This window comes from Nocardioides sp. Bht2 (assembly GCF_047308515.1).
Lineage (GTDB): Bacteria > Actinomycetota > Actinomycetes > Propionibacteriales > Nocardioidaceae > Nocardioides.
On sequence record NZ_JBLBWI010000008.1, the window covers coordinates 80057 to 99806 of the forward strand.

Annotated in this window: 19 protein-coding genes; 18 read left to right on the forward strand and 1 reads right to left on the reverse strand. The window is 68.5% G+C overall.

Annotated features, from left to right (window positions below):
* The first annotated feature begins 2 nt into the window (after positions 1-2).
* Positions 3-1487: a DUF6297 family protein gene (locus tag ACLM5J_RS12180; RefSeq protein ID WP_413656679.1), complete on the forward strand. Its 1485-nt coding sequence runs from the start codon at positions 3-5 to the stop codon at positions 1485-1487.
* Here the strand turns inward: ACLM5J_RS12180 and ACLM5J_RS12185 are convergent.
* Positions 1462-4131, reverse strand: a complete 2670-nt coding sequence (locus tag ACLM5J_RS12185; RefSeq protein WP_413656680.1) for an FAD/NAD(P)-binding protein — start codon at positions 4129-4131, stop codon at positions 1462-1464. The genes ACLM5J_RS12180 and ACLM5J_RS12185 overlap by 26 nt on opposite strands.
* Before the next feature lie 180 nt (positions 4132-4311).
* On the opposite strand from ACLM5J_RS12185, the gene ACLM5J_RS12190 reads away from it, so the two are divergent.
* The 17 genes from ACLM5J_RS12190 to ACLM5J_RS12270 all read left to right on the forward strand — a co-directional run bounded on the left by ACLM5J_RS12190 (position 4312) and on the right by ACLM5J_RS12270 (position 19602).
* On the forward strand, positions 4312-5187 hold the full coding sequence (locus ACLM5J_RS12190) for a bile acid:sodium symporter family protein (RefSeq protein WP_413656681.1): 876 nt from the start codon (positions 4312-4314) through the stop codon (positions 5185-5187).
* A 79-nt stretch (positions 5188-5266) separates the two neighbouring features.
* Positions 5267-6577 (forward strand): HNH endonuclease, encoded by a 1311-nt coding sequence (locus ACLM5J_RS12195; RefSeq protein ID WP_413656682.1) that lies wholly within the window; start codon positions 5267-5269, stop codon positions 6575-6577.
* Between the two features lie 27 nt (positions 6578-6604).
* Complete coding sequence (locus ACLM5J_RS12200) at positions 6605-7210, forward strand: phosphoribosylanthranilate isomerase (protein ID WP_413656683.1); 606 nt, start codon at positions 6605-6607, stop codon at positions 7208-7210.
* A 1-nt stretch (position 7211) separates the two neighbouring features.
* Positions 7212-7970 (forward strand): helical backbone metal receptor, encoded by a 759-nt coding sequence (locus ACLM5J_RS12205; protein ID WP_413656684.1) that lies wholly within the window; start codon positions 7212-7214, stop codon positions 7968-7970.
* Between the two features lie 102 nt (positions 7971-8072).
* The gene (gene icmF, locus ACLM5J_RS12210) at positions 8073-11318 is read left to right on the forward strand and encodes a fused isobutyryl-CoA mutase/GTPase IcmF (RefSeq protein ID WP_413656685.1); all 3246 of its coding nucleotides are present in this window, start codon (positions 8073-8075) and stop codon (positions 11316-11318) included.
* A 32-nt stretch (positions 11319-11350) separates the two neighbouring features.
* On the forward strand, positions 11351-11842 hold the full coding sequence (locus tag ACLM5J_RS12215; protein WP_413656686.1) for a hypothetical protein: 492 nt from the start codon (positions 11351-11353) through the stop codon (positions 11840-11842).
* 15 nt (positions 11843-11857) lie between these two features.
* Positions 11858-12262: a hypothetical protein gene (locus tag ACLM5J_RS12220; protein ID WP_413656687.1), complete on the forward strand. Its 405-nt coding sequence runs from the start codon at positions 11858-11860 to the stop codon at positions 12260-12262.
* A gap of 107 nt (positions 12263-12369) precedes the next feature.
* Positions 12370-13731, forward strand: coding sequence for a hemolysin family protein (locus tag ACLM5J_RS12225; RefSeq protein ID WP_413656688.1), 1362 nt, complete (start codon positions 12370-12372; stop codon positions 13729-13731).
* Complete coding sequence (locus tag ACLM5J_RS12230; RefSeq protein ID WP_413656689.1) at positions 13724-14770, forward strand: hemolysin family protein; 1047 nt, start codon at positions 13724-13726, stop codon at positions 14768-14770. Before ACLM5J_RS12225 ends, ACLM5J_RS12230 begins: the two co-directional genes overlap by 8 nt.
* A gap of 44 nt (positions 14771-14814) precedes the next feature.
* A complete protein-coding gene (locus ACLM5J_RS12235; protein WP_413656690.1) occupies positions 14815-15420 on the forward strand; it encodes a CDP-alcohol phosphatidyltransferase family protein in 606 nt (201 codons plus the stop codon).
* Positions 15410-16243 (forward strand): DUF881 domain-containing protein, encoded by an 834-nt coding sequence (locus tag ACLM5J_RS12240; RefSeq protein ID WP_413656691.1) that lies wholly within the window; start codon positions 15410-15412, stop codon positions 16241-16243. The genes ACLM5J_RS12235 and ACLM5J_RS12240 overlap by 11 nt, the downstream gene beginning before the upstream one ends.
* A complete protein-coding gene (locus ACLM5J_RS12245) occupies positions 16240-16572 on the forward strand; it encodes a small basic family protein (RefSeq protein WP_343992499.1) in 333 nt (110 codons plus the stop codon). Before ACLM5J_RS12240 ends, ACLM5J_RS12245 begins: the two co-directional genes overlap by 4 nt.
* Positions 16565-17353: a DUF881 domain-containing protein gene (locus ACLM5J_RS12250; RefSeq protein ID WP_413656692.1), complete on the forward strand. Its 789-nt coding sequence runs from the start codon at positions 16565-16567 to the stop codon at positions 17351-17353. Before ACLM5J_RS12245 ends, ACLM5J_RS12250 begins: the two co-directional genes overlap by 8 nt.
* A 41-nt stretch (positions 17354-17394) precedes the next feature.
* The gene (gene gcvH / locus ACLM5J_RS12255) at positions 17395-17781 is read left to right on the forward strand and encodes a glycine cleavage system protein GcvH (RefSeq protein ID WP_413656693.1); all 387 of its coding nucleotides are present in this window, start codon (positions 17395-17397) and stop codon (positions 17779-17781) included.
* A 64-nt stretch (positions 17782-17845) separates the two neighbouring features.
* Positions 17846-18367 carry an FHA domain-containing protein gene (locus ACLM5J_RS12260; protein WP_413656694.1) on the forward strand — a complete coding sequence of 174 codons (522 nt, stop codon included), beginning with the start codon at positions 17846-17848 and terminating at the stop codon, positions 18365-18367.
* The gene (locus ACLM5J_RS12265; protein WP_413656695.1) at positions 18360-19097 is read left to right on the forward strand and encodes a MerR family transcriptional regulator; all 738 of its coding nucleotides are present in this window, start codon (positions 18360-18362) and stop codon (positions 19095-19097) included. Before ACLM5J_RS12260 ends, ACLM5J_RS12265 begins: the two co-directional genes overlap by 8 nt.
* 37 nt (positions 19098-19134) lie before the next feature.
* Positions 19135-19602: a bifunctional nuclease family protein gene (locus tag ACLM5J_RS12270; RefSeq protein WP_413656696.1), complete on the forward strand. Its 468-nt coding sequence runs from the start codon at positions 19135-19137 to the stop codon at positions 19600-19602.
* Positions 19603-19750 lie beyond the last annotated feature (148 nt).

The following is a 19750-nucleotide window of genomic DNA, read 5'->3' on the forward strand; positions in this document are numbered from 1 at the left end:
GCATGGAGCGCTCGCCGTTCGCTGAGGTCCGCGAGCTCCGTGGCGAACTGCGGCATTGGCGCCGGAGTCGCGCCAACGCGACCCTGGGCCAGGCGATCTCGGACGCCTACATCGGGATCTTCGCGTTCCTGATGCTCAGCTCGATGCTGATCAACGCGCTGATCGGCGTCTCCGGGCTCTCGGATGAGCACTGCACCTCAACCGGGTGTCAGGCCGCGCGCGGGGTGATGCCATGGGTCGTCGCCGGGCTCGGGCTGGTGGTGATCTGGTCCTTGGCTCGAACCTTCGGACCGATCCAGGCGTCGCCGGCGTCGGCGAGCTGGTTGCTGGACACGCCTCTTGATCGTGGCGCGGTGCTCCGGGCCCGCGTGTGGGCCGCGTTCGCGATCGTGGCGGTGGCGGGCGCGGTGGTCGCGGGAACTGCTGCGCTGCTGGGTGGGTTCGGGCTACCGGCCGCGGTCGGCTTCGCCACCTTGGTCGGTGCGTTCGCAGCGGCCGGCGTTCTGCTCGGTGTTCTTGGCCAACCGGCCCGGGCGAATCCGTTGACCGCGGTGACCGTCGTGGTGCTGACCGCGGCCTGGGCGACCCTGCTGGCGCTCACCCTGCACCGGGTCCCGACGGTGGAGGCGCCCGCCGACGTACCGGCCTGGTGGTGGTTGGCGATCGTGCTCTGTTTCGGCGTCGTCCTGGTCGGTGTCGTCAGTGCCGCCCAGTTGGCGCGTCGACTGCGGCGCCGGGACCTGGTCCGCGGTGGCGCGCTGGTGCCGGGGCTCGGAGGAGCCCTGGCCACCTTGGATCTGGCGTTGACCTACGACGTCCTTCTCGCGCACCGCTGGCGTGGGCGCGGGACCGCCCGTCCGCGCCGTGGCGGCCCGTCCGGATCAGCTGCACTGATCTGGGCCGACCTCACCCGGATCAGGCGCAGCCCGGTCTGGCTGTTCCTGCTGGCGCTCGGCGTAGTGGTGCCGTACGCCGTCCGCACCGCGGGGGCCGAACGGGTGGTCATCCTCGCCGCAGCCGGCACGGCGTTCCTGGCGTTGTTGCCCTTCCTCGCGGGACTCCGGGTGCTCACCCGGACCGCAGGCGTGGCCCGCCAGTTCCCGAACGGGCTCGGTGCCACCCGTGGCGCCGCCCTGGTGGTACCGGCCAGCCTTGCCGGGCTCTTCGGATTGGCCTGTGTCCCCGCGGTCCATGCCGGGGTCGAGGTGTTGTGGTCGACGGCGGTGCTGCTCGGAGTCGCCGCTGGGGCCTGCGGTCTGGCCGCCTCCGTGCGTTGGGTGACCGGTCGCCCTCCGGACTACGGGCGACCGTTGGTGGCCAGTCCCGCGGGTGCGGTGCCGACCAACCTGTACGGCAGCGTGCTCCGCGGCTTCGACATCCTGCTACTGACCAGTGCCCCGTTCCTGATCGCGCCGACTCAGACCGGTGCGCTCTTCAGTCTGATGATCGCCTTCATCTGCCTCAGCTACTTCGCTGGACGGAAGTAGCGGGTAGCGCGGCCCGACGGCGTTGGTCGAGGGCTGAGGGCCGTCGACACAGCCGCTGATCGAGCAGCGCGGTCGCCTCCGCGACGCGCCCTGCTGCTGCCAGCGAGGTGATCAGGGTGTCTTCGAGGACCTCCCGCTGCGCCGCGCTGCCTCCTAGCGCGCGGGCTCGTGCGACGACCGGGGTCAGCGCATCGACGGCGGCGAGATGGTCGTCGGCGAGCACCGCGGCCAGCCCGTCGCAGAGGGGAGCGACCAGCTCCCTGATCACCGGGTCGCTGTGGCCGAACGCATAGCCACGCAAGGCGGCCAGGCGCCCGTCCGCCTGTGCCGCGGCGAGGGAGAGCGCTGCATGGAAGGCGGCGAACGGAGTGGTGGGCTGGTCGAGGCGGGCTGCGTCGACCGCACCGAGGACCTGGTCCGCCGCGGCGGTGTCGAGCCAAGCGCCGGTCACCCGGGCCCGCCAGAGCAGCGCGCCGGCGTCGACGAGGGCGCGCGGACCGTCGACGGTCGGCGGGGCGAGTTCGTTGGCGTAGCGCCGGCGCGCCGCGTGGAGGTCGCCAGACATCAGTTCGTGCAGTACCGCATGCCAGGAGAAGTGCGAGCGGTGATTCGCGCCTGGGCCGTGGTCGATGATCCAGCGATCCAGCCACCCGAGTCCTTCGCTGTGCCGCCCGGTCTCGTAGAAGACGTGGGCACGAGCGTGTGCGGCGTGGCCCGAGGCGGGCTCCACGGAGAGCGCGTAGGCGGTGAGCTCGTCGGCCTCCTTCCACCGTTCCTGGTCCTGGCGGACGAAGGCCAGTTGGCCGGCGTACCACCAGTCGTCGCCGTACGCCTTGCCGAGACCTTCGACCAGTTCGGCGGTCTGTGGTCCGGAGGTCAGCCCGCCGAAAGCAACCGTCGGTACCGCGACACTGACCGCCAGGGCGTCGCGCGGGAAGAGCCGGATGTGCCGGAGCAGGGCTGCGGCGCCGGTGGCCTCATCGGTCCGCAGGCGAGTGGTGACGGCGTCGAGGAAGCTGCTCTCGCGTTCGTCGAGGTGGCGGTCGCCGGCGACCTCGTGCGCGCGGGCCAGGTGTTGGCGCCACGTGGTGGTGGTGCCCCATTCGTGACCGAGCAGAGCCAGTGCGGCGTGCCCCTGGGCGAAGGCGGGGTCGAGGGTGACGGCTTCGGTGAGCTGTTCCTCGGCGCCCTCCTGGAGCCGGAGCAGCGAACCCAGTGCCTGGTCGTAGATCTCGGCGACCTCGGGACTGGTGCTGAGCGCCTGGCCGTAGCGGTCGGTCGGGCGCTGCCGGGTCTCGCCGTGCAGGGCCCGGACGACGGCGCGAGCCACGTTGTAGGCCTGGACCCGGATCTCGGGCATCGCGGTCGACTCGTACAGGTTGCCGCGGCGCAGCGACCCGACGGCGAAGAGGGTGGCCTGGGTGAGGGTGCCGACGACACGGCCGAGATCCGCGGTGTCGATACCCATGCCTGCGGGGCCCGGTCGGACCACTCCGGTTCGCGCGAGTGAGGCGAGGAGCGGATCGGCCGCCAGGGAGCTGAGCGGGCCGGTGCAGTTCACGACCGCCGCGACCTCGAGGCTGGCACCGTTGCTGAGCCGAACCCGGACGCCGTCGGGGAGTTCCTCGGCGGCGACCACCTCGCCCTGGTACTCGCGCCAGCGGCCGGAGTCGCGGAGGCGATCGAGGCGACGGGCGGTGATCGGTGGCATCCGGTGGCGGTGGATCTCCCACAACCGGGCGTCGTGGCGTAGGAAGTCGACGCGGTCGTCGTCGCTCAGGCCGCGCCACAGTTGCTGTGTGACCGGACGCAACCCGTCGATCGCGGCGCGCCAGTCGCCGGTCTCGCGGACGGTCCGTGCGACGTGTTCCTCGACGACGCGGCGCAGGTGCTCGAGGTCGCTGATCCGGGTGATCCCGGGTGGAGGCGGGACCGGTGGTGTGGTCGGCAGCACGTGCCGTGCCGGCACCAGGGCATGGCGCGAGACGGTGTGCAAGCGGCGTCCGGGACGGTCTGCGGCGAGGGCGACGTCGACCATGGTGAGGCCGGTACCTACCAACAGGATGTCGCCGTCGTCGGGTAGGGCGTCGCGCAGCGGACGGGACCATGGGTCGGCGATCAGCCGGTCGCTGTCGAGCAGGCTTTCCGGTGCCCAATGGGCGGCCGGTCTGGCGCTGGTCGCCAGGACGACGGCGCGGGCGTGGACCTGCTCGCCGGAGTCGAGATGCACGGTGCCCAGGCCGCCGTCCGAGGTCAGGTCGACGACGGTGGCGTGCCGCCGCACCAGGCGCGCGCTGCCGGGGAACTCGGTAGCGGTGGTCAGCAGGTGGTTGAGGTAGTCGCCATAGACGCGTCGCGGGACGAAGTCCTGCGGCTGGGCCTCACGGTCGTGGTGGGCCCGCACGTATCGGAAGAAGTGGTCGGGGTCGAGGGGAAAGGCGCTCATCCCGCTGGCCGGCACGTTGAGCAGGTGCCGGTCGTCGTCGGTGGAGTATGCGGGCCCGCGTCCGGTATCGGGCGACGGGTCGATCAGTTCGACGTGGAATCGGCTGGAGAGATGGGTGATCAGATGGATCGCGGTCAGGGTGCCAGCGGCACCCGCTCCGATGACGACCGCACACCGGTCGCCTTCTCGTCCCGACACAACGCCTCCTAAGTCAACTGAACAACTCGGATTTGTAGGTTATCAACTCATCCCTGCGGATGAGTCATAGGCCGCCATGTCGCGGACCGATTCGCCGCGGCCCGCCCTTCCATGGATGCACCCGGAGGTGCTGCTGTCAACCGGTGACCTTTGTCGCGGTAGATGGTTGGATCACGCGTCATGCAGGACTCCGCGCTGATCACCGTCGGGCTGCCCATCGCCCTTGCCATCATCATGTTCGGCCTCGGGCTCTCGCTCACGCTCGCCGACTTCGCCCGAGTGGCCCGCCAGCCGAAGGCGGTGATCGCAGCTCTCGCCGTCCAGGTGCTCGTGCTGCCGCTGATCACCTTCGGTCTGGTGAAGGCGTTCGATCTGCCGCCGCTACTGGCCGTCGGGGTGATGCTGCTGGTCGCCTCGCCGGGCGGGACCACGGCCAACCTGCTGAGCCACCTGTTCCGAGGCGACGTCGCGCTCAACATCTCGCTGACCGCGGTGAACTCGGTGCTCGCCGCGCTGACCATCCCGATCGTGGTCAACCTCTCGATCGACCACTTCGGCGCCGACGGGGAGCTCGGACTGCAGTACGCCAAGGTGCTCCAGGTGATCGCCATCGTGCTCGTGCCGGTTGCGATCGGCATGCTGGTGCGGGCGCGGAACCAGAGCTTCGCGCTCGCTGCCGATCGGCCGGTCCGGATCTTCTCGATCACCGTCCTCGCGATGGTCGCGATCGGTGCGATCATCGGCGAACGCGAGAACGTGGTCGACTACTTCGCCGATATCGGAGTGGTCGTGGTGCTGGTCTGCCTGATCAGCCTCTCGCTGGGTTACGCGGTGGCGCTGGCGTTGCGGCTCGGGCGGGCACAGGCCGTGGCCTGCTCGATGGAGGTCGGCATCCACAACACGACCATCGCGTTGGCGATCGCCCTCAGCGTGCTCGACAACTCGACCGTCGCAGTGCCCGCTGCGGTCTACTCGATCGTGATGTACGTGCTCGCGCCCACGTTCGGCTGGCTGGTGTCGCGGCGGGGCCCGGCTGGTGTGGAGCAGCCGGTCTGACGGACGGCGTGATGGTTGTGTCGGACGGTGGGTCCACGGTGGCGTTATGGATCTCGAGCGACCGGTTTCAGTGCGGGAGGTGCAGGCCTTGGGGGCCCGCCTCTCGGCTGTTGGCTGCGGTCGTGACGCGGCTGCTCTGATCGATCTGATTGCGGCGCTCGAGGAGTTGAAGTCGGCCGCCTGTGCCGTTCAGGCTGAAGCAGCGGCGGTCTTCGACACGGTACGCCGCGACGAACGGGCGCTCGCCGGAGTCGCCGAGGCGCGACAAGGGGCTGGTAACGGTCACGAGCTCGGGCTGGCGCGCAAGGAGTCGCCGCACCGAGGGCGTACCTTGCTGGGGGTAGGCAAGGCACTCGTCTCTGAGATGCCCCACACCTTGGCTCGGCTCCGTGACGGCACGCTGACCGAGTACCGAGCCCAGATCCTGGTTCAGCAGACAGCGTGTCTGAGTCGAGAGCACCGGGCTTTCGTGGACGAGGAGCTGTGTGCGGATGCCGCGGTGCTGAGTGGCTTGGGCAATCGGGCACTCACCGCCAAGGTGCGGCGGGTCGCCGTCGAGGTGGACCCCGCAGCGGTGGTGGAACGGGCTCGGCGGGCCGAGGCCGACCGGCACGCAACGGTTCGGCCCGCGCCCGACACGATGGGATACCTGACCTTCCTGATGCCGGTCGCCCAGGCCGTGGCCGGCTATGCGGCGGTACGGAAGGCGGCGATCAGTGCCCGGACTTCCGGCGATCCGCGTTCGCTGGGGCAGCTGATCTGCGACATCGCCCTCGCCCGGCTGACCGGGGTCGCTGACACCGGCACACCTGAAGAGGCTCCCGCTGTCCCGGTCGTGCTGAACCTGACGATGCCCGAGGCCACGTTGGCCGGAGGTCACAGGCCCGCCACCCTCAGTGCGCCGGGCATAGGCGAAGAGGTGCTGCCGGCCGAGATCGCTCGGCTCCTTGCCTCCCGGGCTATCTCGAGTGGCATCGGAGCCTGGTTCCGGATGCTCCACTACGCGCCGCGCGGCGGACTGGTTGCGATGAGCAGCAAGCAGCGGTTCTTCCCGCCGGGGATGGCGGAGTTCCTCTCGGTCCGGGGTGCGGGCATCTGCGCTACTCCGTATTGCAATGCGCCGATCCGACATTCCGATCACATCAACCCCTTCGTTGAGGGCGGTCCTACCGCAACCGTCAACGGTCAGGGGCTCTGTGAAGCGTGCAACCACGCCAAGCGAGACGGCGGCTGGCGCCAACGGGTGGTCAGCGATCCCGATGAGCGCCACGAGGTCGAGACGATCACCCTGACCGGTCACCGCTACCGATCCCGGGCGCCCGATCCGCCGGGCTGGAGACAGCCCTGCTTCCGCGAGACCCATCCCGGTTTCTACGCGCTCTCCAGCTAGTTCGTACCGAGTGCGACAATCGGCAGCGTGTACGTCAAGATCTGTGGCCTCCGCACGCCCGAGCACATCGAGGTCGCCCTCGCAGCTGGGGCCGACGCGATCGGCTTCGTGATGAACCAGACCAGCTCGCGCCGTATCGACGCCGATCAGGCGCGCTCGCTGGTGGCGACGGTGGCTGGCCGCGCCGACACGGTGCTGGTCGTCAACGACATGCCGGCCGCCGAGGCCGCGACCATCGCCAAGCAGGTGGGCATCGACGTGGTGCAGCTCCACGGATCGCGCTATGACGCGGACGAGTTCGCGGCGTCGTTGGCGATCCTGCCGCGGGTCTGGCGGGCGACCTCGCTCGCCGCGAACCCGGACCTCACCGTCGGAGCCTTCGGTGAAGAGGTGCTCCTGCTCGATGCGCCGAAGCCGGGGTCGGGGGAGACCTGGGACCTCTCCGCGCTCGTGGTGAACGCGCCGCAGGGCAAGTGGCTGCTCGCCGGCGGGCTCAACCCTGACAACGTCGCCGAGGCGATCGCCACCGCCGCGCCGTGGGGCGTCGACGTCTCCAGCGGTGTTGAGAGTGCGCCGGGGGAGAAGGATGCCGAGCTGATCCGAGCCTTCGCCACCGCTGCCCGTGGAGCTTGAGGTGCATGACGATCTCGGTCACCCGATCGAGCTGAGCGCGCGCCCCACGCGCGTCGTTTCCTTGGTGCCCTCGTTGACCGAGGCGATCGCAGCGACGGCGCCGGACCTGCTGGTTGGCGCGACCGACTGGTGCACCCACCCGGCGGAGCTCGAGGTCGCGCGGGTTCGCGGCACCAAGAATCCGAACCTGAACGCGATCGTCGAGTTGGCTCCGGATCTGGTGATCGCGAACCAGGAGGAGAACCGCGAGCTCGACGTGCGACGGCTGCGTGAGCGCGGGATCAAGGTCTGGGTCACCAGGATCGAGACGGTGCCGGAGGCGATCACCGCAATGCGGCGGCTCTTCGTCGAGGTGCTCGACGTCGGCGAGCCGGAGTGGCTGGTGCAGGCAGCTGCCGTATGGGCCGAGTCGACCCCGGCCTGGGTGCGTGCCGCGGTTCCGATCTGGCGGGACCCGTGGATGGTGGTGGGGCGCGATACCTTCACCGGCGATCTGCTTGCCCGGCTCGGCGTGGCCAACGGTTTCGCTGACGCCGCGGATCGGTACCCGGCGGTGCAGACCGCGGAGATCGAGTTGGCCGATCTCGATCTGGTGATCCTTCCCGACGAGCCGTACGTCTTCACCGCTGACGACGGTCCGGAGGCTTTCGCGACGCCGTCGGTGCTGGTCGAGGGGCGCCTTCTCACCTGGTACGGACCCTCGTTGGTGACGGCGCGTGCCACCTTGACCGAGGAGCTTCGCCGCGGCGTCACCGCCTGACGGCGATCTGTGACGTGAGCGCCGTCACCCTGGCTTGTCGCATATTGGTTGGACGTCCTACTATTTAGTTGGAAGTCCTACTAGTTGAATGCGGAGCGCCCTGTGAGCACCAACGCCTTGCACCAGCCGAAGCACCCGGTTCGGTTCGTCACCGCCTCGAGCCTCTTCGACGGCCACGATGCCTCGATCAACATCATGCGGCGGATCCTGCAGTCACAGGGGGCCGAGGTGATCCACCTCGGGCACAACCGTTCGGTCCAGGAGGTCGTCGAGGCCGCGATCGAGGAGGACGTCCAGGGCGTCGCTGTCTCCTCCTACCAGGGCGGCCACGTCGAATACTTCGAGTACCTGGTGCAGTCGCTCGCCGAGCGCGGCGCCGGACACATCAAGGTCTACGGCGGCGGTGGCGGGGTCATCGTGCCCGAGGAGATCGCGCGCCTCGCCAAGAGCGGCGTCAAGATCTTCTCGCCCGAGGACGGTCAGCGCCTCGGCCTCGTCGGCATGATCAACTCGATGATCGAGGCCTGCGACATCGACCTGTGGCAGGCCGGCGGCGTCACCGCCGAGGCCGTTCTGACCGGCGACCGGTTCTCGGTGGCCCGCGCGATCACAGGCGCCGAGCTCGGTGAGCTCCCCGCTGACGTGCTGGACGCGATCAACGCTGCGGCCGCCGCCAGGGTGGTGCCGGTGCTCGGTATCACCGGTACCGGTGGCTCCGGAAAGTCCAGCCTGACCGACGAGTTGGTGCGCCGCTTCCGCAACGACCAGCAGGACAAGATCAAGATCGCCGTGATCGCGGTTGACCCGACCCGCCGCCGCGGAGGTGGCGCGCTGCTCGGCGACCGGATCCGGATGAACGCGCTGCACAACCCGAACGGCGAGACCTCGGTCTTCTTCCGTTCACTGGCGACCCGCGGCAGCCACGAGGTGCCGACCGGCCTTACCGACGTGATCGCGGTGGCCAAGGCCGCTGGATTCGACCTGGTGATCGTGGAGACCCCTGGCATCGGCCAGGGCGACGCCGGCATCCTGCCCTTCGTCGACCACTCCATGTACGTGATGACGCCGGAGTTCGGCGCCGCCTCGCAGCTCGAGAAGATCGACATGCTCGACTTCGCCGACACCGTGGCGATCAACAAGTTCGAGCGCCGCGGCGCCAAGGACGCACTGCGCGACGTCGGGCGCCAACTGGTCCGCAACCGCGAGGCGTTCGGCCAGGGACCCGAGGCGATGCCCGTCTACGGCACGTCGGCTGCGACCTTCAACGACGACGGCGTCACCGCTCTCTACCAGCACCTGCGCGACGCTCTGGTCGAGCACGGCCTGGTGGTCTCCGAGGGCACGCTGGCTCCGGTCGGCGTCAAGTATTCCTCGGGCATCGCCCAGGTGGTGCCGACCAGCCGGGTCCGGTACCTCGCCGAGATCTCCGAGGCCGTGCGTGGCTACCACGACGAGACCGAGAACCTGATCGACGCGGTCCGCAAGGTGCAGCGCCTCGAGGAGGTCAGCGCCGACCTCGCCGCCGCCGACAGCGAAGCAGGCGGAGTCCCCGCACTGCTGGAGGCGGCCCGCAAGGACGTGCCGCACACCATCGCCGACCAGATCGACGGGTGGGCCGAGGTCGTCGACTCCTACTCCGGCGACGAGCAGGTGGTGAAGGTCCGCGACAAGGAGATCGTCACCAAGCTCACCAAGGAGTCGCTGGCCGGTACCAAGGTGCCGCGAGTCTCGCTGCCGAAGTTCGCCGACCGTGGCGAACTGGTCCGCTACTGGCGCAAGGAGAACCTGCCCGGGTACTTCCCGTACACCGCAGGCGTCTTCCCGTTCAAGCGGGACGGCGAGGACCCGGCTCGGATGTTCGCGGGTGAGGGCGACCCGGCGCGGACCAACCGACGGTTCAAGATCCTCTCCCAGGAGGGCGACGCCACCCGCCTCTCGACGGCGTTCGACTCCGTCACCCTCTACGGTCGTGATCCCGACCCGCGCCCCGACGTCTACGGCAAGGTCGGCACCTCGGGTGTCTCGGTCGCCACCTTGGACGACATGAAGGTGCTCTACGACGGCTTCGACCTGGTCTCGCCGACGACCAGCGTCTCGATGACGATCAACGGCCCCGCGCCGACGGTGCTGGCCTTCTTCCTCAACACCGCGATCGACCAGCAGGTCGACGCCTTCCGGGCGAAGGAGGGGCGCGAGCCCAACCTGGACGAGAAGGCCGAGTTGGCCGCCTACGCGGTCGCGAACGTGCGCGGCACGGTGCAGGCCGACATCCTCAAGGAGGACCAGGGCCAGAACACCTGCCTGTTCTCCACCGAGTTCAGCCTGCGGATGATGGCCGACATCCAGGAGTGGTTCATCCAGCACCAGGTCCGCAACTTCTACTCGGTCTCGATCTCGGGCTACCACATCGCCGAGGCCGGAGCGAACCCGATCAGCCAGCTCGCCTTCACCTTGGCGAACGGTTTCACCTACGTCGAGGCCTACCTCGCCCGTGGGATGAACATCGACGACTTCGCGCCGAACCTGTCGTTCTTCTTCTCCAACGGCATGGACCCCGAGTACTCGGTGATCGGCCGGGTCGCGCGACGGATCTGGGCGGTGGCGATGAAGGAGAAGTACGGCGCCAACGACCGTTCCCAGAAGCTGAAGTACCACGTCCAGACCTCGGGCCGCTCGCTGCACGCCCAGGAGATGAACTTCAACGACATCCGCACCACGCTGCAGGCCCTGATCGCGATCTACGACAACGCGAACAGCCTGCACACCAACGCGTACGACGAGGCGGTCACCACCCCGACCGAGGAGTCGGTGCGCCGGGCTCTGGCGATCCAACTCATCATCAACCGCGAGTGGGGCCTGGCGATGAACGAGAACCCGCTCCAGGGTTCCTACATCATCGACGAGCTGACCGACCTGGTCGAGGCTGCGGTGCTTGCCGAGTTCGACCGGATCAGCGAGCGCGGTGGAGTGCTCGGCGCGATGGAGACCGGCTACCAGCGTGGCCGGATCCAGGACGAGTCGATGCTCTACGAGCACAAGAAGCACGACGGCTCGCTGCCGATCGTCGGCGTCAACACCTTCCGCAACCCGCACGAGGACGACGAGGAGCACACCGTTGAGCTCGCTCGAGCGACCGAGTCGGAGAAGGAGTCGCAGCTCTCCCGGGTCCGCGCCTACCAGCAGACCCACCGCAGTGAGGCGGAGGCCGCGCTCGCTCGGCTCAAGGAGGCGGCGGTCAACGGTGAGAACGTCTTCGCGGTGCTGATGGACGCCGCTCGGGTCTGCTCCCTGCAGCAGGTCACCGAAGCCTTCTTCGAGGTGGGCGGCCAGTACCGCAGGAACGTCTGACACACCGCCACCGCCCGTGGCACGATCCCGGCATGAACATCCAGGATCCCGCCACGGGCGGTGCTGCGTCTCCCGACAACCCGCGCCGGAACGGCAGGCTCGCTGCCCTGGTGGTCGGCGGTGCCGTGGTGGTGCTGGTCGGTGTCGGGGCCGCGGTCTGGGCCCTGACCGGCGGTGACGCAGGTTCGGTCTCCGAGGTCGCCGACGACGCCGTCGCGGCGGCCGAGGAACTCGATGTGGACGCGGCGATCGATCTGATGTGCGACGCCCCGACCGCCGAGGAGCGGGCGGTGCTGGTGGACGGGATCGCGCAGGCACGGGCGGACGCCGGTACCCAGGACCCGCAGGTCGACTACCGGATCTCCGACGTGGAGGGCGAGGCGGCCGGCTCCTTCGTGGTCCACATCTCGACCGACGAGCCCGGGCTCCAGGACGAGGAGACCTACGGCGCGGTCAGCGTCAAGGTGATCGTGAAGGACGACGACGGCCGGTCCTGCATCTCCTCCTTCGACTCGGTGGACTGAGCCACGCCCGCTCGGTTGACGGCGTTCGGCGCGATCCTGCTGGCCGCGCCGGTCCCGGTGATCCTGGCGGGTCTCGGCGTCACTCCGTGGGAGTCGGGGCGGGACCTGGCCCGTCTCGGCGCCTGGTGGCACACCGTCTGGATCACCTGGTTCTACCTGGCGCCGCTGATGCTGGTGGTGGCGTGGTGGTGGCGCGGAAGGCTGGCCGAGCCGGTCGCTTCGGTGCTGTGGTGCGGCGTCGTGCTGCTCCATCTTGTGGTGATCGTCGGCGTCGCAGTCCGCTTCGCCGCGTGGGCGACCCCTGGGGTCTGGGCGATCGTCGCCCTCCACCTCGTGGTGGGTCTCGGCGCCTTGGCGAGCGGTGCCCGGCCCGCTGCGCCGGCTCCTGCGCGGCGTGCGCCGGCCCGGGGGTTTCGCTAGGCTGACGTGGCACCACGCACCTTGTCTCCTACGAAAGCGGCAACACGCGCCACCATGGACGGTTCTCAAAGTCCCTTGCTCGTTGATCCCGAAGCTGGGGGAGAGCGATGCTGACCGAATGGATCCTGCTCGGCGTGGCCGTGCTGTTGATACTCGCTTGTGGCGTCTTCGTCGCGGCTGAGTTCTCCTTCGTCACCGTCGACCGCAGTGCGGTCGAAGCGGCGGTCGCCCAGGGCGACGGCGGCGCGGCGGGCGTGCAGAAGGCGTTGCAGCATCTCTCCACGCAGCTCTCCGGCGCCCAGGTCGGGATCACGGTCACCAACCTGGCGATCGGATTCCTCGCCGAACCGGCTCTGGCGGCGTTGCTCAACGATCCGCTCCGTGCGCTCGGGGTCCCGTCGAGCGCGGTCTCACCTACGGCGCTCGGGCTGGCGCTGGCGCTGAGCACGGCCGGCACGATGATCTTCGGCGAGTTGGTCCCGAAGAACCTGGCGATCGCGATGCCGCTGGCGACCGCGAAGGCGACCCAGCATCTGATGCGGGGCTTCACCGCGGTCAACGCGATCCCGATCCGGTTCCTCAACTCGTCGGCCAACTCTCTGGTGCGCCGGCTCGGGGTCGAGCCCCAGGAGGAGTTGCGCTCGGCGCGGAGCTCCGGCGAGCTCGCGTCGCTGATCGCCCGCTCCGCCGACCAGGGCACCCTGGACGCCGACACTGCCGAGTTGATGGAACGCTCGGTGGAGTTCAGCACCCGGACCGCGGCCGAGATCATGACGCCACGGATGCGGACGGTGAGTCTGGACGCCACCGAACGCGCCAGCGCGGTGATCGACCTGACCCGGAGTACGGGCCACTCCCGGTTCCCGGTGCTGGACGAGCACGACCTGGTGGTGGGCACGGTGCACGTGAAGCATGCTGTCGCGCTGCCGCTTCACGAGCGCTCCACGACGCGGGTGAAGCGCATCATGGTGAAGCCGATCGTCGTCCCGGACTCGATCAAGCTCGATCCGCTGTTGGCGCTGCTCCGCCGTGACGGGTTCCAGATGGCGGTGGTGCTCGACGAGTACGGCGGCCAGTCCGGGATCGTGACGCTGGAGGATGTTGTCGAGGAGATCGTCGGCGACATCTCCGACGAACACGACCGGCTCGGTTCACGGGCCAGGCAACGCCGCGACGGGACCTGGTCGCTCTCCGGCCTGTTGCGTCCCGACGAGGTCGAGGACATCACCTCGATCACCCTCCCGGAGAACGAGGACTACGACACCATCGCCGGGTTGCTGGTCCGCGAACTCGGCAAGATCCCGGTCGCCGGCGACGTCGTCGAGGTGGCGTTGGAGCCGACCCGCACCAACGACGACGAGGTATCGGCACCGATCGTGACGCTCCGCGTCGAGCACATGGACGGTCTTCGGGTTGACCGGATCCGGCTCTCGGTTCGCGAGGGTGAGGAGGTGGCAGACGATGAGTGATCTCACTGCGGTGGGTGTCGCGATCGCGTTGCTCGCCTTCAACGCCTTCTTCGTGGGTGCAGAGTTCGCGCTGGTCTCCGCCCGACGTACCCAGATCGAGCCCAAGGCCAACGCCGGCTCGAAGATGGCGCAGACCACGCTGTTGGCGATGGAGAACGTCTCGCTGGTGATGGCGGGCGCCCAACTGGGCATCACCATCTGTTCGCTCGGTCTCGGTGCGGTCGGTGAGCCGGCCGTGGCGCATCTGATCCAGCCGATCTTCGAAAGGCTGGGCGTTCCGCACGACCTGCTGCACCCGATCGCCTTCGTGATCGCGCTCTGCGTCGTGGTCTATCTGCACGTGGTGCTGGGCGAGATGGTGCCGAAGAACATCGCGATCGCGGGCCCGGACCGGGCCGCCATCGTGCTCGGCCCGCCGATGATGGTGATCGTCACCCTGCTCAAGCCGTTGATCGTCTCGCTCAACGCGGTCGGCAACCTGGTGCTGCGGGCGATGCGGGTGGAGCCGAGGAACGAGGTCGCCTCCACGTTCACCCGCGAGGAGGTGGCCGCTCTGGTCGAGGAGTCCCGTGGCGAGGGCCTTCTGGCCCAGGGACAGTACGACCGCCTCGCTGGAGCCCTCGGGTTCACCGAGCGGACGGTCACCTCGGTGCTACTGCCGTTGGAGACGATGACGACGTTGCCCCGTGAGTGCACGGCGGCCGAGGTCGAGGACGTCTGCGCGGCGACCGGATTCTCCCGGTTCCCGGTCTGCGATCCCAGCGGCTTCCCGATCGGCTACCTGCACATCAAGGACGTGCTGGAGACCGACCCGGCGCGCCGGGAGCGGACCGTGGATGAGAAGTGGATCCGCCCGTTCGCCAACGTGCGACCCGGCGACATGCTCCACGACGCTCTGGAGACCTTGCAGCGCAAGGGCGCGCACATGGCCCGGGTAGTCACCGACGACGGGCGGACCGTCGGGTTCGTGACCCTGGAGGACGTGTTGGAGGAGCTGGTCGGGGAGATCCGCGACGGCGCTCATCTCGACGTGCCCTAGGGTTGGCCTCGTCCATTGTTGGAGTTGGAGATCGGCTGGTAGTAGTGCAGGACGTCGAGCGGACGAGCCCTCGGATCTGGACGGTCCCGAATGCGTTGAGCATGCTCCGGTTGGCCGGGGTCCCGGTCTTCCTGTGGCTCGTGCTGGGGCCGGAGGCCGACGGCTGGGCGTTGGCCCTGTTGATGGTCTCGGGTGTCACCGACTGGCTCGACGGCTACCTGGCACGTCGTCTCAATCAGTTCACCGCGTTGGGCCAGGTCCTGGACCCGGTCGCCGACCGGCTCTACATCTTGGCGGTCGTCGTCGGGCTGGCGTTGCGCGACGTGATCCCGTGGTGGGTCGCGATCCTGTTGCCGTTGCGGGATCTCTTCCTCTGGTTCCTGGTCCCGTTCCTGCGGACCCGTGGCTACAGCGCGCTGCCGGTGCACTTCCTCGGCAAGGCCGCCACCTTCAACCTGCTCTACGCCTTCCCGCTGCTTCTGCTGGGCGACGGCGAGGGCACCGTCGCGATGTTGGCCAACGTCTTCGGCTGGGCCTTCGCGTTCTGGGGGATCGGTCTGTACTGGTGGGCTGGCATCCTCTATGCCTGGCAGGTGCGCATGCTGTTGCGCACGACACCGAGACCCGTGGAGAGTGGCGATGTCGGTTGACCCGCGCGAACCACTCCTGAACCGGATCACCAACGCCTCACTCGACGAGGACTACGAGCATGTGGCGGCCCGCCGGGCGCTCCAGGGTCTGCCTGACGCTCCGGGCGGATCGCACCGTGCTGCTGCCGTGATCGTGGCGCTCTTCGGCCTGTTGATCGTGATCGCCGCGGTGCAGACCTCGCGGGAAGCAGCTGCGACCGAGGACGGTCGCCAGGTGGTGATCCGGCAGATCGGCGTCGCCCGTGAGGATCTCGCCGCCAAGCAGAGCCGGGTCGGTGAACTGCAGGAGGGCAACACCGCACTGAGCGCCGGGTTGAGCGATCTGGAGAAGCGTGAGCGCAGCGTCAGCCGCGAGGTCGACCGGCTCCGGTTGATCGGCGGCTACGCGGCGGCCCGCGGAAAGGGCGTCGAGGTCACTTTGGACAACGCCGCCGACGGAAGCGACGACGGGGTGGTCCGCGACGAGGACCTCGCCACCCTCGTCGCCGGTCTCTGGCAGGCGGGCGCCGAGGCGATCGTGGTCAACGGGCAACGGCTGACCGCGGTCACCGGTATCCGGACAGCGAACCAGGCGATCCAGATCAAGGCCCATCCGTTGCGGCCGCCGTACCTGATCGCCGCGATCGGCGACCCGGACACGATGCAGTCCCGGTTCGCCGAGTCGACCGCCGGCGCGACCTTCCTCGGCTTGCGCAATGCCTTCGACTTCGTCTTCGAGATGCGCAACGATGACTCGCTGGACCTGCCCGGTCGTGCGCGACCTCAGCTACGGTTCGCGAAGCAATATGACCCTCAGTTGGAGTTAGGGAGAATAGATCCGTGATCGCCGCACTCGGCCTACTGGTCGGGATCGTCCTGGGGCTGGTGCTCCAGCCCGACGTCCCGCTCTGGCTGGAGCCCTACCTGCCGATCGCAGTGGTCGCTGCCCTGGACGCCGTCTTCGGTGGTCTGCGCGCCTATCTCGACGGCATCTTCGACGACAAGGTCTTCGTCGTCTCCTTCATCAGCAACGTGGTCATCGCCGCCGCGATCGTCTTCCTGGGCGACAAACTCGGCGTCGGCGGCCAGTTGGCGACCGCGGTGATCGTGGTCCTCGGTATCCGGATCTTCTCCAACGTGGCAGCGATCAGGCGGCATCTCTTCCATGCCTGACCAGCCGATGCCTGACCAGCCGCAGGCGGACGACGCCGACCGCGCGGCCACCGAGGCCCGCAGCAGCCGTCAGCGTCTGATCCGCGCGGCCACCGAGCGCCCCACCCGCGGCCATTGGATCATCGGTCTGGTGCTGGCGGGGGTCGGCTTCGCGGCGATGGTCCAGGTGCAGTCCAACGAGCGTGACGATCAGTACGCCGGTCTCCGCCAGGGCGACCTGGTCCGGGTCTTCGACGGACTCTCCTCGTCGACCCAACGTGCCGAGCGCGAGATCGAGCGGCTCCGTTCGACGCGCGACGACCTCCAGTCCGACACCCGGCAACGTCAGGCGGCCCTCGAGCAGGCCCAGCAGGACCGCAAGGTCTACGGGATCCTGGCCGGCGTCCTGGGCGCCCAGGGGCCGGGCGTGCGGATCACCATCAGCGACGACGCCGGCGAGGTCCGCGCCAGCCTGCTGCTGGACACGATCCAGGAGCTGCGCGCCGCCGGCGCCGAGGCGATCGAGTTCAACGACGAGATCCGGTTCGTCGCGCAGAGCTCGGTAGGGGAGACCGCCCAGGGGATCACCATCGACGGTGCGCTGATCGAGGCGCCCTACGTGATCGACGTCATCGGCGACCCCGCCACCTTGGCTGACGCGCTGGTCTTCCCCGACGGTCCCGCCGAGCGGGTGGAGCGTGTCGGGGGCGAGTTGGACTACGTAAAATCTGACACTGTCGTGGTGGAGAGCGTCGTCCCCGACAAGGACACCGACTTCGCCGAGTCCGGCGAGGACCAGTAGCCTCCCACCTTGACTGCGATCACCGAATCAGGAGACATGCCGTGAACCCCGAGGACCTCAAGTACACCGTCGAGCACGAGTGGGTGCGTACCCCGGGCGAGAGCGCTGACTCCGTGCGGGTCGGGATCACCGACTACGCGCAGGACGCACTCGGCGACATCGTCTACGTCTCGCTCCCCGAGGTCGGCGAGACGATCGTCGCCGGCACCTCCATCGGCGAGCTGGAGTCCACCAAGTCGGTCAGCGATGTCTACGCGCCGATCGCCGGAGAGGTCGTGGCCTGCAACGCTGCGCTGGACGCAACCCCGGAGCTGGTGAACTCGGACCCGTACGGCGAGGGCTGGCTGTTCGAGATCCGTCCGAGCAACCCCGCGGACGTCGCAGAACTGTTGTCGGCAGAGGCGTACCAGGCTTCACTCGACGGCTGATAGGTTGACGACGTCAACCTCTACTTTTTATTGAGGGTTCACACGACTCAGGGAGGGGCGGCTCATGCCTTTCTGCACGAACTGCGGCAAGCAGAACCCCGATGACGCCCGGTTCTGTTCCCAGTGCGGCACGCGGATCGCTGTCGACACGCCAGCAGCGGAGTCGCCGGTGGAGTCCACCGCGACGATCACCTTCGGTGCCTCGGGAGTCACTCCGGAGACGGACGACCGTGGCGTCGGCGTTACCGAGAGTGCAGCGGTCGACGCGCTCCCTGAGGGCCACGCCCTGTTGGTCGTGCAGCGTGGCCCCAGCGCGGGTGCACGGTTCCTGTTGGACACCGACGTGGTGACCGCGGGCCGCCACCCCGAGAGTGAGATCTTCCTCGACGACGTCACCGTCTCGCGGCGGCACGCGGAGTTCCGTCGGACCGGTCTGACCTTCACGGTCACCGACGTCGGCAGCCTCAACGGCACCTACGTGAACCGGGACCGGATCGACGAAGTGATCCTGGCCGACGGCGACGAGGTGCAGATCGGCAAGTTCCGTCTGGTCTTCTTCACCGGCCGTACTGGACATGGTGGCTGAACCGGGTGCCACCGCCGCGGGGGCTTCTCGCGCGCGGATGAACATCGGGGAGGTCCTCGCTCACCTTCGTGAGGAGTTCCCCGGTACCTCCATCTCCAAGATCCGCTTCTTGGAGGCGGAGGGTCTGATCGACCCCGAGCGGACGTCGGCCGGCTACCGCAAGTTCTGCCACGCCGACATCGAGCGGCTCCGTTACATCCTGCGGATGCAGCGTGACCACTACCTGCCGCTCAAGGTGATCGGCGAGCACCTGGACGCGATCGACCGCGGCCTGGAGCCGCCGGCCATCGAAGCGGTGGGGCCGGTCGTGCCGCAGGTCGCGTTGGCCGACGACGGCCTGCCGTCCGCGGACTCGTTCCGGCAGCGTTCCGACCTTCGGGTCTCCCGCCGTGAACTGTTGAAGGTGGTCGGGATCGACGAGGCTCTGCTCGGCCAACTGGAGACCTACGGTCTGGTCAAGGCGGACCGCAAGGGCCAGTTCGACGCCGACGACCTGGTGATCGCCCGTACTGCCGCGGAGTTGGCCGACTTCGGCCTCGAACCGCGCCATCTGCGTGCCTTCAAGACTGCCGCCGACCGTGAGGTCGGGCTGGTGGAGCAGGCCGTCTCCACACTGCGTCGTGGCCGTGACAGCGCCGCCCAGGCGCGTGCCGACGACGCTGCGGCACAGTTGGCCGCGTTGGCGGTCAAGCTCCATGCCACGTTGGTGAAGGTCGGTCTGAACGACTGACGTCCTGCCGCTTCTGCGAGCGAGTAGGGTAGTGCCCATGCGTGAGGTAGACGTCGTCGGAGTCCGGGTGGAGATGCCTTCCAACCAGCCGATCGTGCTGTTGCGCGAGTCTGGCGGCAGTCGTTATCTGCCGATCTGGATCGGTGCCGTTGAAGCCACGGCGATCGCCTTCGCCCAGCAGGGTGTCGTGCCGCCGCGGCCACTGACCCACGATCTGTTGAAGTCCGTGATCGAGGAGACCGGCAACTCGTTGTTGGAGGTCCAGATCGTCGAGGTGCGCGAAGGGATCTTCTTCGCGAACCTGGTCCTCGCCTCGGGTGTCGAGGTGAGTGCCCGGCCTTCCGACTCGATCGCGCTCGCGCTGCGTACCGGTAGTCGAATCGTGTGCGACGAGGCGGTCCTCGACGAGGCTGGTCTTGCCGCTCCTGAAGAACAAGAAGACGAGGTCGAGAAGTTCCGTGAGTTCCTCGACCACGTCAGCCCCGAGGATTTCGAGAGCACCTGAGCGTGGGGTGAGGTTCAACTTGAGGTTGAGGGTCGCGACACGCGGCGTGGTTCGTTGACCGACCCTCCTCGGCGGCTTACCTTTGTGAATGTCTCCGTTGTAACTCCAACGTCGTGCGGCCCGCCCGGGTTCGAGCGGCGACCTTCCC

What these genes read in the sequence shown, in the direction of transcription:
- ACLM5J_RS12180 (WP_413656679.1), top strand. Translation starts at nt 3, where the DNA reads ATGGAGCGCTCGCCGTTCGCTGAGGTCCGCGAGCTCCGTGGCGAACTG.
- ACLM5J_RS12190 (WP_413656681.1), top strand. Translation starts at nt 4,312, where the DNA reads ATGCAGGACTCCGCGCTGATCACCGTCGGGCTGCCCATCGCCCTTGCC.
- ACLM5J_RS12215 (WP_413656686.1), top strand. Translation starts at nt 11,351, where the DNA reads ATGAACATCCAGGATCCCGCCACGGGCGGTGCTGCGTCTCCCGACAAC.
- ACLM5J_RS12225 (WP_413656688.1), top strand. Translation starts at nt 12,370, where the DNA reads ATGCTGACCGAATGGATCCTGCTCGGCGTGGCCGTGCTGTTGATACTC.
- ACLM5J_RS12230 (WP_413656689.1), top strand. Translation starts at nt 13,724, where the DNA reads ATGAGTGATCTCACTGCGGTGGGTGTCGCGATCGCGTTGCTCGCCTTC.
- ACLM5J_RS12240 (WP_413656691.1), top strand. Translation starts at nt 15,410, where the DNA reads ATGTCGGTTGACCCGCGCGAACCACTCCTGAACCGGATCACCAACGCC.
- ACLM5J_RS12250 (WP_413656692.1), top strand. Translation starts at nt 16,565, where the DNA reads ATGCCTGACCAGCCGATGCCTGACCAGCCGCAGGCGGACGACGCCGAC.
- ACLM5J_RS12260 (WP_413656694.1), top strand. Translation starts at nt 17,846, where the DNA reads ATGCCTTTCTGCACGAACTGCGGCAAGCAGAACCCCGATGACGCCCGG.
- ACLM5J_RS12270 (WP_413656696.1), top strand. Translation starts at nt 19,135, where the DNA reads ATGCGTGAGGTAGACGTCGTCGGAGTCCGGGTGGAGATGCCTTCCAAC.